At 72.7% G+C, this 16,350-nt stretch carries 10 protein-coding genes; 3 read left to right on the forward strand and 7 right to left on the reverse strand.

Translation table 11 applies throughout. The features are described 5' to 3' along the window. Both LE548_RS01520 and LE548_RS01525 read left to right on the forward strand, forming a co-directional pair. A partial coding sequence (locus LE548_RS01520) for a hypothetical protein (RefSeq protein ID WP_308029667.1) occupies nucleotides 1–510 on the forward strand: 510 nt, incomplete at its 5' end. A gap of 164 nt (nucleotides 511–674) precedes the next feature. Further along, nucleotides 675–2,117 carry a DUF4157 domain-containing protein gene (locus LE548_RS01525; RefSeq protein ID WP_225094731.1) on the forward strand — a complete coding sequence of 481 codons (1,443 nt, stop codon included), beginning with the start codon at nucleotides 675–677 and terminating at the stop codon, nucleotides 2,115–2,117. A 91-nt stretch (nucleotides 2,118–2,208) separates the two neighbouring features. On the opposite strand, the gene LE548_RS01530 is transcribed toward LE548_RS01525, so the two are convergent. From LE548_RS01530 to LE548_RS01555, 5 genes are all read right to left on the reverse strand, one after another. Next, nucleotides 2,209–4,959 carry an alkaline phosphatase family protein gene (locus tag LE548_RS01530; protein WP_225094732.1) on the reverse strand — a complete coding sequence of 917 codons (2,751 nt, stop codon included), beginning with the start codon at nucleotides 4,957–4,959 and terminating at the stop codon, nucleotides 2,209–2,211. Nucleotides 4,960–4,963: 4 nt separating this feature from the next. Then, nucleotides 4,964–6,328 carry an ABC transporter permease gene (locus tag LE548_RS01535; RefSeq protein WP_225094733.1) on the reverse strand — a complete coding sequence of 455 codons (1,365 nt, stop codon included), beginning with the start codon at nucleotides 6,326–6,328 and terminating at the stop codon, nucleotides 4,964–4,966. Then, nucleotides 6,325–7,338 carry an ABC transporter ATP-binding protein gene (locus LE548_RS01540; protein ID WP_225094734.1) on the reverse strand — a complete coding sequence of 338 codons (1,014 nt, stop codon included), beginning with the start codon at nucleotides 7,336–7,338 and terminating at the stop codon, nucleotides 6,325–6,327. Before LE548_RS01540 ends, LE548_RS01535 begins: the two co-directional genes overlap by 4 nt. Nucleotides 7,339–7,550: 212 nt before the next feature. Further along, on the reverse strand, nucleotides 7,551–8,645 hold the full coding sequence (locus tag LE548_RS01545; RefSeq protein WP_225094735.1) for an enoyl-CoA hydratase/isomerase family protein: 1,095 nt from the start codon (nucleotides 8,643–8,645) through the stop codon (nucleotides 7,551–7,553). Between the two features lie 414 nt (nucleotides 8,646–9,059). Next, complete coding sequence (locus LE548_RS01555) at nucleotides 9,060–9,695, reverse strand: hypothetical protein (protein WP_225094736.1); 636 nt, start codon at nucleotides 9,693–9,695, stop codon at nucleotides 9,060–9,062. Nucleotides 9,696–10,081: 386 nt separating this feature from the next. On the opposite strand from LE548_RS01555, the gene LE548_RS01560 reads away from it, so the two are divergent. Next, entirely contained in the window at nucleotides 10,082–14,170 is a 4,089-nt protein-coding gene (locus tag LE548_RS01560) for a CHAT domain-containing protein (protein ID WP_225094737.1), read from the forward strand. A gap of 103 nt (nucleotides 14,171–14,273) precedes the next feature. Here LE548_RS01560 and LE548_RS01565 read toward each other — a convergent pair whose 3' ends face one another. Beyond that, nucleotides 14,274–14,429 (reverse strand): hypothetical protein, encoded by a 156-nt coding sequence (locus LE548_RS01565; protein WP_225094738.1) that lies wholly within the window; start codon nucleotides 14,427–14,429, stop codon nucleotides 14,274–14,276. Between the two features lie 172 nt (nucleotides 14,430–14,601). Further along, nucleotides 14,602–16,299, reverse strand: coding sequence for a DUF885 domain-containing protein (locus LE548_RS01570; protein ID WP_225094739.1), 1,698 nt, complete (start codon nucleotides 16,297–16,299; stop codon nucleotides 14,602–14,604). Nucleotides 16,300–16,350: the final 51 nt, after the last annotated feature.

A 16,350-nucleotide genomic window follows, 5' to 3' on the forward strand; every position in this document is an offset into this window, starting at 1 on the left:
TCCGGCTATAACGAGCGTTATAGGAGGCAGTCCATGACCGTCATCACCGTCACCACCTCGAAGGGGCGTCTGAATCGCGAGCAGCGTCGCGTGCTGGCCGAGACCCTGACGGACGCGGTGCTGGTCCCCGAGGTCGGCCGGTTCGCGCCTGCCGCGCGGGCCGGCTTCCAGGTGCACTTCGCGGAGCGCGAGCCGGACATGATGGCCATCGGCGGCCGGCTGCTGGCGGATGCCGGTCCGGGAGCCGACGTCATGGTGATCGATGTGACGGTGATGGACGGCGACTGGCCGGGGGAGGTCCGGGCCGAGGTCATCGAGCGCGTGCTGGCCGCGCTGGCCGAGGCGTGCGGTCTGCCGGAGCCGTCGCCGGCCTGGTGGGTCACCTTCCGGGTGATCGAGAAGGGCAGCTGGGGCTCGCGCGGCGGTGTGCTGTCCGTCCTCTCCCTCCTCGACAGCGGGGTGTTCAGCGCGGAGAAGGCCGAGGCGATCCGGGCCGCCCTCAGCGGCTGAGGCCGGTGGGACGGACTCCGGCCCGCGAGGGCAGCGGCCACCGGCCGTTCGTGCCACGGAACCGCCCGGCGGTCCCCGCACTCTGCCCGCCGGTACATGGCCGTACGTCACGCCGCTCCGGTATACCGGGAGGGCAGGTACACCGGCGCCGGGGAGCAACCGCCTTGTACGACCGCACGAGCAGCCGCGCAGCGAACCGCACCAGCGCCGCGACGACCCGGAAGGCCCTGGGGCGGGCGGTCGTGCCCGCCGAGGCCCTGCTCGCCCTGCAGCGCTCGGCCGGGAACGCGGCCGTCGTCCAGATGGTGCGCCGGTCCGGGGCGCACGGCCGGCACCGGCACGGCCCCGGTGAGGACCAGGAGCAGTACGCGGTGCAGCGCTCCGCCGTGCACGACGTCCTGCGCGGCAGCGGACGGCCGCTCGGTGTGCGGGACCGCGCCGAGATGGAGGCGCGCTTCGGCGCCGACTTCTCCGATGTGCGCATCCACACCGACGCGGCCGCCCAGGCCTCCGCCGCCGAGGTCGGCGCGGCCGCCTACACCTCCGGGAGCCACATCGTCGCCGGTGCCGCCGGCCTCGACCGGCACACGCTCGCCCATGAACTGACCCACGTCCTGCAGCAACGCTCGGGGCCCGTGGCCGGGACCGACCGGGGCGACGGGCTTCGGGTCAGTGACCCGGCGGACCGCTTCGAGCGCGAGGCCGAGGCCACCGCACGGCGGGTGCTGAGTGCCCCCGCGTCGGCGGGGCACGCGCTCACCGGACCGCACCCGGCGCGGGCGACGGCCGTCCCCGGACAGCCGGCCGGCATTCAGCGCGTCGAGCACCCGGACAAGATCGACGACGAGGTCCAGCGGATTTTCGCCCAACTCCAGGACGGTCTGGACGACTACCTCACGCACTACGGCACCTGGAGTGCGGGGGACTACAAGTGGATCACGAGGAATGCCGATGTCGCCGACATGATCGAGACCCTCGATTTCTATCTGGGCGAGCCCGACGGGCGCAGCAAGGGTGAGCTCCGCACCGCCCTCGCGGCGCGCATCCGCAGCGATCTGACGGACACCGCGGCGCAGACGATGGCGGACACGCGGACGGCGAGCCGCGACGCGAAGAACAAGCTCGTCCTCGGCCGCACCGGCGACACTTTGCGCTGGGCGGACCGGCAGAAACTCAAGGCGGAGGGCGGCGACCGGCTGCCGCTGAGCGCGCGGCTGGGCAGGAGGCTGAACACCGGAAAGTGGTCCGTACCCGTCAACTACGCCTTCATGGACGGCGGTATCGAGGAACGCGCGGTCTTCAAGATCCTGACCGATCTGGGGCCCCGGCTCGAAACCATGCTGATCAGCGGAGCACTTGACGCGAACAACTTCTGGGACGAGGTCGAGAAGCAGGGGAACAGCGCCCTGTGGGACACCGGCAAGACCGCCGACGAGGGAGGACCGCAGGCGATGCTGGGCCACGAGATCCTCCAACTGCTGCGGGCGGGCTACCGGTTCTACGGGCGGGACAGCCGGTACGCCCAGGGCTCCCGCCTGGTCGCGGTACATCCCGACAAGCCGGCCGTCGACCCCGAGGACAAGACGCAACCGCTCACCCTTCCCTGAACCCGCGCCGGTGGCGCCGCCGTCCGAAAGCACAGCGGCCCCCGGCCGGCGCTGCTGCCGGTCGGGGGCCGGTGTGCCGGATCGGCCTGGGTCAGCCGTCGTTCTCCGCGGACGGGATGTAGGCGCCGGGCACGTCGTTCGGCGCGTAGATCCTGTTCTCACCGGGGTACGGCTTGGTCCAGTTGTGGGTCTCGTACCACGTGAGGTGGTTCATCTGCGCGGGGTTCGCGTAGTCGGGCACGGCGTTCGGACCGGTCAGCCGCTGCTGCGACTTCCAGGTGTTCCACTGGGCCACGAGCGACTTCTTGTCCGCCGGGACCTTCGTCGCCGGGACGAGAGCCGCCTTGGTGTTCTGCGTGGCCGGGGTGTCCACACCGCAGGACGGCGGGGTGCTCAGGCCGTCGGTCAGCGAGGTCCGGTTGGGGAGCGCCGTGAACGGCGTGTAGTCCGGGTGGCTGGTGAAGGCGCCGCGCATCGGGGTGGCCGCGGTGTCCTTCTGGTTCATCGGGCGGATCCCGAGGATCTGCTCGATGGTGCGGATCATGGTGATCTGCGAGTAGTAGTGGCTGTCGACCGTGTCGTGCTGGGCCCACGGGCTGATGATCTGGATCGGCGCGCGGTGGCCGTCGACGTGGTCGAGGCCGGCCTGGGAGTCGTCCTCGACGACGAAGATCGCCGAGTCCTTCCAGTACTTGCTGTGCGAGATCTCGTCGACGATCTTGCCGGTCGCGAGGTCGTTGTCCGCGACCTGGGCGGCGGGGCTCGCCGGGCCACCGGTGTGGTCGCTGGAGAGCCAGAACATGTTCAGGTTGGCCGGACCGTTCTTCTCGAAGTCCTGCTTCCAGATCTGCTCCCGGTAGACGTCCGGGACGCTGGTGTCGAACTTCGGGAAGCCGGGCACCGACACGCTGTTGAGCGACGGGATCGGCGAGGAGGAGTTCAGCGGATAGGCGGTGCCCTGCCCGGTCGCGGCCATGTTCTTGGCGTCGCAGTACAGGTTCTGCCAGGTCGCGCCGGCCGGCTTGGTCAGGAATTGCTGGAACTCGCCGAAGTCCCGCACGGACTTGCCGGCCGCCTGGGCGCCGGACCACAGGAAGCCGGTCTTCTGGTGGCCGAGGGCGTCGTCCTCGGTGTCGTAGCTGCGCTGGTACTCACCGGCGGAGGACTCGGTGTACTCGGGGTTGTCGGCCTGCATCAGCCAGTTGTGGCCCTCGGCCGAGTTGGTGCCGATGTCGTAGGTGTTGTCGTAGAGCCCGAACTGCTCGGCCAGCGCGTGCTGGTTGGGCGTCACGTTCTCGCCGAACTGGGTCAGCGACGGGTCGCCGTTGCCCTTCGGGATGTCGCCGTAGACCTGGTCGTAGGTCCGGTTCTCCTTGACGATCAGGAAGACGTGCTTGATCGTCGAGGGGTCGCCGAGCCGCGTCGGGACCGGCACGGGCCGGGCCTTGCTGTTCCTGGTCGCCAGCCGGACCGCGCCCGCCGTCCAGCCGTTCTGCTGGAAGACCTTGCGGGTCTCGGACCTGATGACCCGGTCGCTGGGCAGCGCGAACTGCGTCAGGCTCGACGTGGTGTCGTGGGTGTTGTGGCCGGCGCTGTCAGGGCGGCGGGCGTCGATGCCGCGGGTGTTGGAGACGACGACGGTCTTGCCCACGGTGGTGATCTCCGCCGGGAAGTAGTCCGTCGGGAGCAGGCCGACGTAGGAGACGGGCTCCTGCGCGGAGGTGTAGCGGTAGACGGCGACCGCGTTGGCACGGCCGAGCGTCACCAGCAGGTGGCCGTCGTCGGTGAGGGTCACCGCGTTCGGCTCGTAGCCGACCGAGGCCTCCGGCCAGGGCTGGGTGGAGATGGTCTGGACGACCTTGTCGTTCTTGGTGTTGATGACCGACACGTTGTTGTCCGCCGTGTTGGTGACGAACACCGCGCCGTTCTTGGCGTACACGGCGGTCGGGTGCAGACCGACGTCGATGCTGCCGACGGCGGCGGACGGGTTCTTCAGGTCGATCACGCTGACCGTACCGGTGGTGGCGGCACCGGTCTTCGGGTTGGCCGGCACCTGGGTGCCGTAGGAGTTGATCGTGGTGTCGCCGGCCTTCGCCGGACGGCCGCCCTCGTTGCTGACGTAGAGCTTGTCGCCGACCTGGACCATGCCGCGCGGGGCGTTGCCCACGGACCAGCTCTGCTTGACGGCACCGGTCGCCGCGTCGATGGCGACGACCCGGTTCTGGCCGTTGACCGCGGAGTACACGGTGGAGCCGTCGGCGGAGAACACGGCCGCGCTCGCCAGGGCGTGCTTGGTGCCGTCGGCCGGGATGGAGACGGTCGTGGGGTTGGCGAGGGTGCCGTCGGCGTTCACGGTGAACTTGGTGTAGCCGTCGGTCTGGCCCAGCCACAGCTGCGTGCCGTCGGGCGAGTACGTCGGGCCTTCCTGGCCGACGGAGCCGCTCTTGATGCGCAGGTCGTCCGCCGCGTTGGTGCCGACCTTCTGCTTCACCTGCCCGGTCTTCAGGTCCACGATGACCAGTGCGGCGTCACCGTCGGCGACCGCGGCCGCGAGGTGGCCGCCGTCCGGGCTGACCGTGGACGACATGATCTTGCCGTCGTTGATGACGAGGCGGCTGCCGTACGGGTTGATGTACTGGTCGCTGGCGATGACCTGGCCCTTGTCGGTGACCTGGCCGACCTGGTCGGTGCCGAACTGGTGGGTCGAGGCGACCGCGGTGCCGGTGGCCAGGGCGACCGTGGTGATGCAGGCCGTGAGCAGCGCTGCCCGGCGGCCGACGCGTCTGCCCAGCAGGTCGACGTACTCCTTCTCGACCTGTCGACGGCGGCGCGTTATCTGCATGACGTCATCCCTTCGGGGAGGTGGTGAGCAGGTCGACATGGCCGTCGAACTGCCAGAGCGGGTTCGGTGCGTCGCCGGTACCGGTGCGCACCAAGAAGTAGCCGTTGACTTCCTTCGGTCCGTCGCCGTCGGCCACGAACCGCCCGTCAGCGGTGATGTCGAGCTGGTAGACGGCCTGTCCCGTGGCCTGGGTGCCGGGCAGGTGCCAGGAGACGACGCAGCGCCAGTCGTTGCCCGCTCCCTGCGCGTCGTCCGCGACGTCGCCCTTGGTGCAGGCGGCCGTGGACCTCAGCTGCGCCTCGGTGACGGCGGGCCGGTTGAGCTGTGCGGTCTGCATCCGGTAGAGGTGGGCGAACGCCGTCGCGAGCGAGCGCTGCACCTTGTCCTGCTGGATCCCGGAGCCCGTGCCCGCCCCGGTCACCGCGAAGACGACCGCGACCGTGACGCCGGTCAGCCCCGCGAGCGGCAGCAGTCCGGCGGTGACCGCGCGGCGCCCCGAACCGTCGTCGGTCGGGTTGGTGAAGTCGCGGCGCAGGAACAGCAGATACGCGAGCGTCGTCGCCGTCACGGCCCACGCCAGGCTGACCACGATGCCGATGACGAGCGGACCGAGCTGTGCCGGGCTGGTGAACAGGCCGTTCCAGGCGATGAAGGCCCAACTGGGCAGGGCGAGCCGGACGGTGACGGGCAGCGGCAGCATCTGGGCGAGCTGCATCGCGAGCGCGACGACCACGGGCAGCAGCAGCCCCATCGGAGAGCGCCCGAGTGCGACGGACCCGAGGAGACCGATCCCGGCGAGGGCCAGGGTCGGGGCGAGCACGCTGAGCCAGGCGAGCAGGACCTTGCCGGCCGCGTCACCCGGGGAGAGCAGATGGCCGTCGAGGCCGACCAGCGGATGGCTGCCGACGGCCAGCAGCCCGCCGATCGTGCTCGAAGCGGCCAGTCCGAGCACAAGCAGCAGGATGACGGTGAGACTCGCCAGTGCCTTGGCCACGAAGATCCGACGGGGCGAGCGGACGGCGACGAGGAGATGCCGCCAGGTGCCGAGCCGGTCCTCGGCGGCGAACACGTCACCGGCGGCCACGGAGGTCAGCAACGGAAGCGCCCATGTGCCCGAGAACCCGAGGATCACCAGAGGTCCGGCCCAGCCGGTGGCCAGCATCCAGCGGCCGAAGAGGGTGTCGGAGGGCAGTGTGCTCTGCTGGCTCACCCCGGCGACGAAGAGCGCCGGCGCGATCCAGCAGGCGAGGACCAGCAGCCGGATCCGCCACTGTGAGACGAGTTTGACCAGTTCGAAGCGGTAGCCACGGGCCACGGAGACGCGGCCGGCGCCGGCGACGGGGGTGGGAGCAACGGCGGTCGCGGTCACGTGTCGGCCTCCTGCCGCGCGCTGTCGTGGTCCTGTCGTACGGCTGGTACGGCGTCGGTCCGCTGCCGGTCGGCGCCGGCTTCCTGCTGCTCGGTCAGGGCGAGGAACGCGGCTTCGAGCGGGGAGACCACGGGGGCGAGTTCACGCAGTGCGATGCCGGCCCGCACCAGCCGGGTCACGAGTTCGTCCAGGTCGGGCACGAGCCCGCGCACGACGACCGGCTCGCTGCCCTGGCGTGCGCCGACGCCGTCGACCAAGCGGATCCCGGGCGCGTCGGCGGCGAGTGCGCGGGCGGCCGGCGGGTCGGAGGTGACGAGCCGGTAGTCGAGTTCGCGGTGCTCGGCGGCCAGTTTGCTCAGCGGACCGGAGAAGACCACCCGTCCGGTGGCGATGATGGTGACCTCGGAGCACAGCGCCTCCAGGTCGTCCATGCGATGGCTGGAGAGCACGACGCCGGTTCCCTGCTCCGCGAGCCGGGTGAGCACCCCGTGCACATGTCTCTTGCCGGCCGGGTCGAGACCGTTGGCCGGCTCGTCCAGCACGAGCAGCCGGGGCTTGGTGAGCAGGGCGGCGGCGAGTCCGAGCCGTTGACGCATGCCCAGGGAGAAGCCGCGGGCCTTGTCGTCGGCGACATCGGTGAGCCCGACCTGGTCCAGCACGTCGTCGACGCCGGCCGCCCGCGCGTCATGGCCGCGCAACGCGGCCAGCGCGGCGAGATTCTGCCGGGCGGTGAGCGACGGATAGAGACCCGGGCCGTCCACGAATCCGGCGACACCGTCGGGTGTGGCGTACGTCCGCCCGACCGGCGTGCCGAGGATCTCCAGGCTCCCGCCGTCGGCGACGGCCAGGCCGAGCAGCAGCCCGAGCAACGTTGTCTTGCCCGCGCCGTTCGGTCCGACCAGGCCGTGGATCTGACCCTGCGCCACATCCAGGTCGATGCCGTCGAGCGCGACGACCTCACCGAAACACTTGGTGATACCGCGCGCCCGGACCGCAAGGAGTGTGTCCATGTGCCCCTTCCTTCACAAGCCTCAAGGAGGTTAAGGAGGGCACACAACGGTGACAGGGGTGGCCGGTTGAACGCTAGGGGAACGGAAGCCGACCGTGGCCCCCGTTCCGGATGGCGCCCGGTGGGCGAGGCTGTGCCCCAACTGGCGTGCCAGTGGCGGCTGTTGTGCTGCGGACACGGCCTCCGGGGCCCGCCGGTGCTACCGCGCCCGCTCTACGTGATCTTCCTCTCGCGCCCGGCGAGTCCCAGTTCGCGCGCTCCGAGCGGGGCGAAGAAGCGGTCCACGTCGGTGTCGGTGACCTCTGTGAGGGTCGCCGGGGACCAGCGGGGACGGCGGTCCTTGTCGATGACCTGGGCGCGGATGCCCTCCACCAGGTCGGGGGTGCCGAGCGCGGCGCAGGAGACGCGGTACTCCTGGTCGAGCACCCGCTCCAGCGAGCCGAGGCGGCGGGCGCGGCGCATCGCGGCGAGGGTGACCTTCAGGGCGGTCGGCGACTTGGCGAGCAGCGTCTCGGCCGCCTCCTTGGCTCCCGGGTCACCGTGGTCGAGGAGCCGCTGGACGATCTCCTCGACCGTACCGGCGCTGTAGCAGGCGTCGATCCATTCCCGCTGCTCGGTCAACTCCCCCGGCGGCGGCTGCTGCACATGGTGCGCGACGGCGTCGTGCACGGGCTGTACGGCGAGGGCGGCCACGAAGTCCCGGAGTGCGGCGGACGGGATGTAGTGGTCGGCGAGCCCGCACAGCAGGGCGTCGCCGGCGCCGGTCTGCGCGCCGGTCAGTGCGAGATGGGTGCCCAGCTCGCCGGGTGCCCGGCCGAGCAGAAAGGTGCCGCCGACGTCGGGGACGAAGCCGATGCCGGTCTCCGGCATCGCCACCCGCGACCGTTCGGTGACGATCCGGACACCGCCGTGCGCGGAGAGACCGACCCCGCCGCCCATCACGATGCCGTCCATGAGGGCGACGTACGGCTTGGGGTAGCCGGCGATACGGGCGTTGAGGTGGTACTCGTCGCGCCAGAACGCCGCGGACGCGGTGCCGTCGCCGTCGCGGGCGTCGTCGTGGACGGCTCGGATGTCACCGCCCGCGCACAGGCCGCGCTCCCCGGCGCCGGAAAGAACCACGGTCTCCACATCGGGATCATGCTCCCACGCGGTGAGGGCCGCGTCGATGCGGCGCACCATCTCATGGTTGAGCGCGTTGAGGGCTTTCGGCCGGTTGAGGGTGATGTGGGCGGCCCGTCCGGCGGTGTGGAACAGGACGGGTGCGTCGTCGGCGTGCGGCAGGCCGGTTCCCTCGGTGCCGGTCATCCGAACACCTCTGTCAAGCCAAGGGCCGCGTTGACGTGCATGATCTCTCCGGTTCCGTCCAGCATGCGGTGCGCCCGCAGGTCACGGACGATCTTCTCAATGCCGCGCCCACTCCGGTAGCCCGGCCCCCGTGCACCCCGAGACGCGGGCCCGCTCCTGGCGGAGGCCTCAGTGGCCGGTCCGGACGACGGGGCGGTGTTCGTCGTGGACGGCTGCCCAGGTGACGAGGAGTTGAAGGCGTCGTGGCCGGGGCACGAAGTAGGACGTCGCTCTCGGTACTCACACCTTCCCGTCCAGGCCGGTGGATCCGGGGGTGGGGGTCCGGTCATCACCCGGCATGCCGGCCCGGCGGCACCTTGGCGACCTGGGTTTCCCGCCGGCCGGGAGCGGCCGCTCCGGTCGGCCCCGGCGGAACTACAGCGTGCCGGCCTCGGGCCAGTGGGACCAGTGGGTGTTCGCGGGCAGGGTCGGCCGGTAGCGGGCCGGATCCCCGGAGTCCAGCACCTCGGCGATCAGCTGGAACGTCTCATGGGCACTGGGCACGACGTCCCAGAGGTCTTCCGGCTGGTTCCACTCGTCGATCCGCAACAGCACCGGCACATCGCCGGGCAGGCCGGCCCGCAGCTCCGTCTCGTCGGCCAGCAGCAGTTCCCGGTGCTCCGGGACCAGCTGCCGGAACACGTCCTGCAACGGGGTGCCTGCGGCGGCGTCGACCGCCAGACCGGTCCCCCGTACGACGACCGGTGCCGTCGCCCCGTAGACCTCGGCGCCGTCGGGATCGACCTCCGCCATGTTGTCCACGCGGGCCAGGAAGTCCCCGAATCCCGGCTCGCCGCGCGTCAGGCAGTTGCCGAAGCGGTGCACGATGTCGAGGAGGTTGCCACCCCGCGGGCTGTATCCGAGCAGCTCGGCGACCATGGCCCAGCGCGTGGCATCACCGAACAGGTGGATCCGCCCGTCGACCGGGTAGTAGTAGCCGTTGTCCAGGTCGGGGAACTCCGCCTTGTCCGCGCACAGGTCGAACTGCCCGAGGATCGATGAGATGGTCATCACGGGTCCCAGGCTAGCCAGCCCCGGTCAGGTGCCGGTTCCGTCGACGCATGTGTCATCGAATACGACGACTCTCCCGCGCCGCGCCCCCGACGGACCCCCATCGAGTGGCCCGGGCCGGGCAGGGAGCCGTACATGGCGCGGCAGGGCGATCGGAGCAGCGCCCGAGCCCGTGCTCGACACGATGCCGGTGCGCCGCCTCGTGGCCACACGGTTTCCGCAATGGACCGAGCTGCCCCTGGAGTTGCCGAGTCGGCGGGCTCGGACCGGGTGATGCACCGGCTGGGCGGTCAGGTGTCGTCCGGGCGATCGAGTGACCGGCGCCCGGAATCAGGGCCCGGCCGTCGTGGAATGTATGGGGGCAGGGGCCGACAGCGGGGGAACCGATGGTCAGCGAGGAACAGCCGGAAGATGCCGCCGGGTTGGCGGAGGTCCAGGCGCGGGCGGACGACGCCCTCCGTGAAGCCGAACGGCTGCTGGAAGCGTCGGAAGGCTGGCCACCGGCCGATGCGTTCGGGCCGGTGATCGGCCAACTGGTCGGCGTGGAGGCCGACTTGGCGCAGCGCGGGGCTGACTTCGCCGTCGTCTTCGTGCACCTGGGGATCCTATTTGGCGCGCGCTGGCTGAGCGGCGGCGGCAATGTGCCGGCGGATTCCACGGACCGGACGGAGGCGTTACGGCGGCTGCGCTGGACCGACCGCAACGGGCCGCCGGGCAACCTGCTCGTGGTCCAGGCCCGCATGATGCTGGTCTTCCTGCTCGCGCCCTGGGCCCTGCCCCGCGGCGACGGCTCGCGCACCGCCCTGCTCGACGCGCTGCTCGCCGCCGCGGACGAACGCGTGCTGACCGAGTCGTTGCGCCGGGACCTGACCGAGGCCGGGCAGGTGGTCGACCGGCTCGCCGCCGCGGCACCGCTCGACGCGGAGTTCCAGGCGCGGACGGCGCGAGTCAAGGCGACCATCGAGCGGATGCTGACCCCCGGCCCGGGTCCCTCCGCCATCGATGCGGCCGACGCCCGTTCGGCCGATGCCGAGGCGCCCGGCACCGACTCGTCCGGCTCCGCTTCCACCGACGCCACGCCTGCCCACAGCGCCTCCGCCGACGCCACTTCCCCGACCGCCGGCTCCGCCAGGACCACGGAGGAGAAGCGCCGCCCCGCGGCCGCCGAGGGCCCGGCCGGGCAGACGTTCCCACCCGCCACCGATCCGGACGCCCCCATCCCGGATGCCACCGTCGCATACGCCAACGAGCCGCACGTCACCAAGCCTTGCGCCACCGACCCTGACGCCGCCATCACGCACGCCACCACCCCTGACGCCGCGGTCGGGCACGCCGGCGTCCCGCATACCTCCGCGCGCACCCCCGCCCCCGGCCCCGACCCCGCCGACAACGCCCTGCTCGACGCCGTACGCGGCCTGGTCGCCCTCGCCCCTTCCCGCAGTACGGCGCGGTTCACCCGGACGCTGGTCTGGCTGAACGCCCAGTTGCACACACGAAACGGTGCGCGGAACACCGGCTGCGCGCACGAGACGCTGGAGCTGGACCCGGAGGCCGGGCCGCTGCTGGACAAGGCCGGCGTCGGCAGCGCGGCCGGTGTCGCCGGTGTCCGGCGCGCCGCCGATCTGGTCCTGCGGGAGCTGCGCGCGCTGCCGCCGGACGCACCCGAACGGGCCCGTGTCGCCCGGCTCCACGCCTATCTGCTGGTCAACGCCGAGACCATGGAGCCGGGTTCGGTCGACTTCGGCACGGCGGAGCGGCCTGTGCCGGAACCGGACGGCGACAGCCGCGGTCGTCTGGAGGACTGGCCGGCCGGAATCACCCCGGAGCCGGGCCTCGCCGCCCATCTCGACGGCCGGCTGCTGGATTTCCTCGCCCACCTCGGCGTACGCGAGCGGCGCAGCGCGGCCGGCTACGACCGGCTGCTGGCCTACCGCACCGGCGATCCCGGCTATCTGGAGGATGCCGCCCTCCTGCTCAGGGAGGCGGTGGAGGCGAGTCCGCCGGACTCCTGGTGGGTGGTGTCGCTCCGGGCGGAGCTCGCCGAGATCCTGCGGCAGGCCGCCGCGTTCGGCGGCAGCTTCCAGGACGCCGACATCTCCCTGGCCACCCTGCGCGGGCTGGACGCCACCCTGCGCCGCGACGGTTCGCTGCCGCCCGATGCGCCGTTCGCCCTCAGCCTCTCCCTCTCCACCGCGGACGGCGAACTGCTCCACGCGGAACGCACCGGGAACCACGAGGCGCTCCCGCGCCTGCTGGAGGACCTCCGGGGCCGCTACGCCGTCCTGCCGCCGGACAGCCCCTGGCGCGGCGAGGTGTCCCAACGGCTGAGCCGGCTCGACGAGGTGCTCGCCGACGCACGGCAGAGCACCGGGCGGCAGGCGGCCACGGCGGCCCCGACCGCCGGCCCCGCCACCGTGCCGGAAGCGACGACCACGGCGGCCGACCCCGCCGCTGAGCGCGAAGCCCTGAAGCGCGCCGTCGCCGACATGCGCCGGGCGCTCGACGAGCCGGCTGTGTATCACGAGGCGGAGTACGACCGGCGGGCCGCACTCGGCCTGCGGCTGCTCCTCTGCGTCGTGCGGGGCGAGGAGGATCCGGCCGTCCTGGACGAAGCCGTCGTGGAGCTGAGCCGCGCCCGCGAGTTGCTCGCCGAGGGGCGGGGCGGCACACGCCGGGTCGATGTCCTGATGAAGCTGGCCGAGGCCCACATCATGCGTGCCGCTCGGCGCGGCCCGCACGCTGTCGCGGACGTGCGGGCGTTCGTGGAGATCACCCGCGAGGCGCTGGCCGAACTGGCCGCCGATGTGCTGCTGCAGATCGGCGCCGACCACGGCCTGTCGGCGGCGCTCAACGGTGCCGTACTGTCACGGCGGCTCGCGTTCGCCGCCCTGCGCGCCGGCCGGTCGGCCGAGGCGGTGGCCGATCTGGAGCAGGGGCGGGCCGTGGTGCTCCAGGCCGCGGCGGTCTCGCGCAGCCTGCCCCAGCTGTTGGAGACCGCCGGTCATCCCGAGCTCGCCCGGCAGTGGCGCGCCCAGGTACCCGCCGTCCCGCTGCGACCGGAGACCGGCGAGATCCCCCCGCCGTCGCCCGGTGAAGCGCCGATCCCGAGCGGACTCAGGCGTCGGGCGCTGGCCGTGCTGGGCGTCCGCCCGGGTGCCGGAGAGCGCCCGGGGGTCCGGCAGTTGCCGGGCGTCGCCGGGGTGGCCGAACTGACCGCCGGCCTCGCCGCGACCGGCACCGACGCGCTGGTCTACCTGGTGGCCGGCATGCCCCTGCCGAACGGCCCGGCGCCCGGCCACGCGCTGATCCTGCGCCCCGGCGCGGAACCCGCCGTGCTCCCGCTGCCGCATCTCATGGTCCCTGGCAGCGCCCCGCTGGAGCGCTACTTCGACGCGGCCGCGGAGCGCTCCCGGGCGCTCACCGACCCGGACATGCACTCCTCGTGGCGGGCCGCCTGGGAGGGGCACTGGCAGGTCACGCTGGACGAGCTGTGCGAGTGGGCCTGGAAGGCGGTGATGGGGCCGGTGCTCGCGGCCGTACGTCCGGTGCTCGCGGCCCAGTGGCCGCTCGCCCGGCCGCCGCGGATCGTGCTGGTGCCGTGCGGCCGGCTCGGTGCCGTGCCGTGGCACGCCGCGCGGATCCGGGGACTGGGCCGGCACGGCCACCGGTACGCCTGCCAGGAGGCCGTCCTCAGCTACGCCTCGTCCGGCACGCAGTTCCTCGCCGCGGCCACTCGCCGGCGGATGCCTCCCGCGGCCGGCCCGCAGGTGCTCGTCGCCGATCCGCAACTGACGCTGCCGTGGGCCGAGGTGGAGACGGCCGCGCTGCACGCCGCCTGCTATCCGCACGCGCTGCGGTACGGCGAGTTCGTGGGCACCGGCGAGCCGGGGGACGCCTCGGGCACACCGGCGGAGCTGCTCGCCGTCCTGCCCGGCGGTGCGTCCCCGGCGTCCGTGATCCATCTGTCCTGCCACGCCGTCGCCGCTCCCCGGCCCACGGACTCCGCGCTGTGGCTGGCCGAACCGCCCGGCGCGCGCCGGGAAGCCGGACGGCTGACCGTGGCCGGCATCATCGACGGCGCCGCCGGCCGCCGGCCGGACTCGGCCGGCCCGCTGGTGGTGCTCAGCGCCTGCGAGACCGATCTGAGTACGCGGCACCACGACGAGGCACTGACGCTCGCCACCGCGCTGGTCGCGGGTGGCGCGGCCGACGTCGTGGGTTCTCGCTGGGCGGTGCGCGAAGGTCCTACGGCGGTGATGATGGCCGTCTTCCACCACCACCTCACGGCCGGCGGGCTGGCGCCGCCCGATGCCCTGCGCGCCGCCCAGCTGTGGATGATCAATCCGCGCCGCAGGCTCCCGCTCCCCCTCGACGGCCCCCTGCGCCGCGAGGCCACCCGCTCCGACCTCCACCGTCTCCACCACTGGGCCGCCTTCACCCACCAGGGCAACCCGGCGGCGTCACCCACGAGTTGACCCGGTCCCGTACGAGGGCCGGCCGGGGGCGCCGTGAGCCGCGAAGTCCGTCCAGCCGGTGCGCATCCGCGCGGACCGTTCCGCCGCCTCCGGGGAGGGCGGATCACCCGGGCCCGGCCACGGCGGCGCAGGCGGCGGCGATGTCGGCGAACGGCTCGGGCGAGGAGAACGTACCCGGAACGCCCTGTGCGACGGCCTGCCGGGAGAGCCCGGCGGCGCGCGGCAGCGCAGCGACCGAACCGCCGCCGGGTATCCACACCGGCGCAGGGCCTCTCGGGCGGGTCGGGCCTGATCGGCCGACTTCCTCGTGCACGGGCGTCGGTGCCCGTACCCGGTGGAGTATTCCGCCCGTACCCGGTGGAGTATTCCCTCGGCCGCCGGACGCAGGCCGGCCAGTACGCACGTCCCGCCCGCGCCGGCGGAGCCGTGTCTCACAGCGCCGCGAGGGTGTCCGCCAGGTCGGCGAGGCCGAGCGAGCCCAGGGCGAGCGCCTTCGTGTGCCAGGCCCGCAGGTCGAAGTCGGCACCGAGGCGGCGCCGGGAGCCGGCGCGGCCCTCCAGCCAGGCGCGTTCACCGAGTTTGTAGCCGATGGCCTGGCCGGGCCAGCCGAGGTAGCGGTCGATCTCGCTGGTGCGGCGGGCGGTGTCGCTGCCGTGGCGGGCGGCCATGAACGCGGTGGCGAGGTCCGGAGTCCAGCGTGCGCCGGGGTGGAAGCCGGAGCCGGCCGGGATGGCTCGCTCCAGGTGCATGCCGATGTCGACGATCACGCGGATGATCCGGAGCATCTGCTTGTCCAGGTAGCCCAGGCGGCGGGCGGGGTCGGTGAGGAAGCCCAGTTCGTCCATCAGGCGCTCGGCGTACAGAGCCCAGCCCTCCTTGTCGGCGCTGACCGCGCCGAGGGTGATCTGGTAGGTGCTGAGACGGTCGGCCTCGGACGTCCAGCGGGCGGTCTGCAAGTGGTGCCCCGGTACGCCCTCGTGGTACCAGGTGCTGACCATCTCCCAGGTGGGGAAGGTCTGTTGGCCCAGGGTGGGCAGATGGGTGCGGCCGGGGCGGCTGAAGTCGAGGCTGGGGCCGGTGTAGTAGGGCGCGCCCGAGCTGGCCGGGGGCGCGATGCGTGTCTCGACCCTGCGGATCGGCCCGGAGATGTCGAAGTGGGTGCCGTCGAGGGCGTCGATCGCCTCGTCCATGATCTGCTGGAGCCAGACACGGATGTTCTCCTCGCCGGTGACGGCGTGGCCGTGCCGGTTCAGGTGGTCCATGGTCTCGCGGACACCGGCACCGGGGAGGACCCGGGCGGCCTCGGCCCGCATCTCGGCGTGCGTGCGGTGGAACTCTTCCCAGGCCCAGGCGTAGGCCTCGGCCGGGTCCAGGGCGGCGCCGGTGGCCCAGCGGGCCGCGCGCAGATAGCGTTCACGGCCGACGGCGTCCGGGGTACCGTCCGCGGCGGGCAGATAGGCGGTGCGCAGCCAGTCGCGGAACCCGGCAACCGCGGCCGTGGCCCGCTCGGCGGCGGCGTCCAGTTCGGTCCTGAGGCGGTCCGGGGCGCTCGCCACGAACGTCGCGAACCAGCTCGGTCCGCCGGCGTCCTGCCCGGTCCAGGCCGCGAGCTGGCCGCGCACGGCGTGGACCTGGCGGGGCGCGCACAGCAGGCCGCGGGCGATGCCCTCGGACAGGGTCGCCCGGTAACCGTCCAGGGCGCCGGGCAGGTTGCGCAGCCGGCCCGCGACGGCCGCCCAGTGCTCGTCGGTCTCGGTGGGCATCAGGGTGAAGATGCCCCGCACCCGGTGCAGGGGTGAGCCCACGTTGCGCAGCTCGCGGAAGTGGTCGCCCGCCTCGTGCTGGGCGAGTTCGGCGGTCAGCCGTTCCCGCAGGAGCCGGGCGCAGTTCCGCTCGGTCGCCGCGAACTCCGTGCCGTGCTTCTCGCCGTACCGCTCGGCCGCGTCGAGCGCGGACAGCGTGTGCCGGGCCACGTCGGCCAGTGCCGCGAAGCCGTCCGGCGACAGATCCGGCTGCCGGTCGTCCTCGGGACGCAGGCCGAGCCGGGTGGAGGCCATGGGGTCCAGGGCGGCGACCTGTGCGACATGGTCGTCGGCGATACGGCGTGGCGTGCTGGGTGTGTCGGCCATGACACCCATGCTGACGCACCGTCACCGTGTGTGTCAGCAGGGTGCGTTCCG

It is taken from the genome of Streptomyces sp. CoH27 (genome assembly GCF_020181035.1).
Taxonomy (GTDB): domain Bacteria; phylum Actinomycetota; class Actinomycetes; order Streptomycetales; family Streptomycetaceae; genus Streptomyces; species Streptomyces camelliae.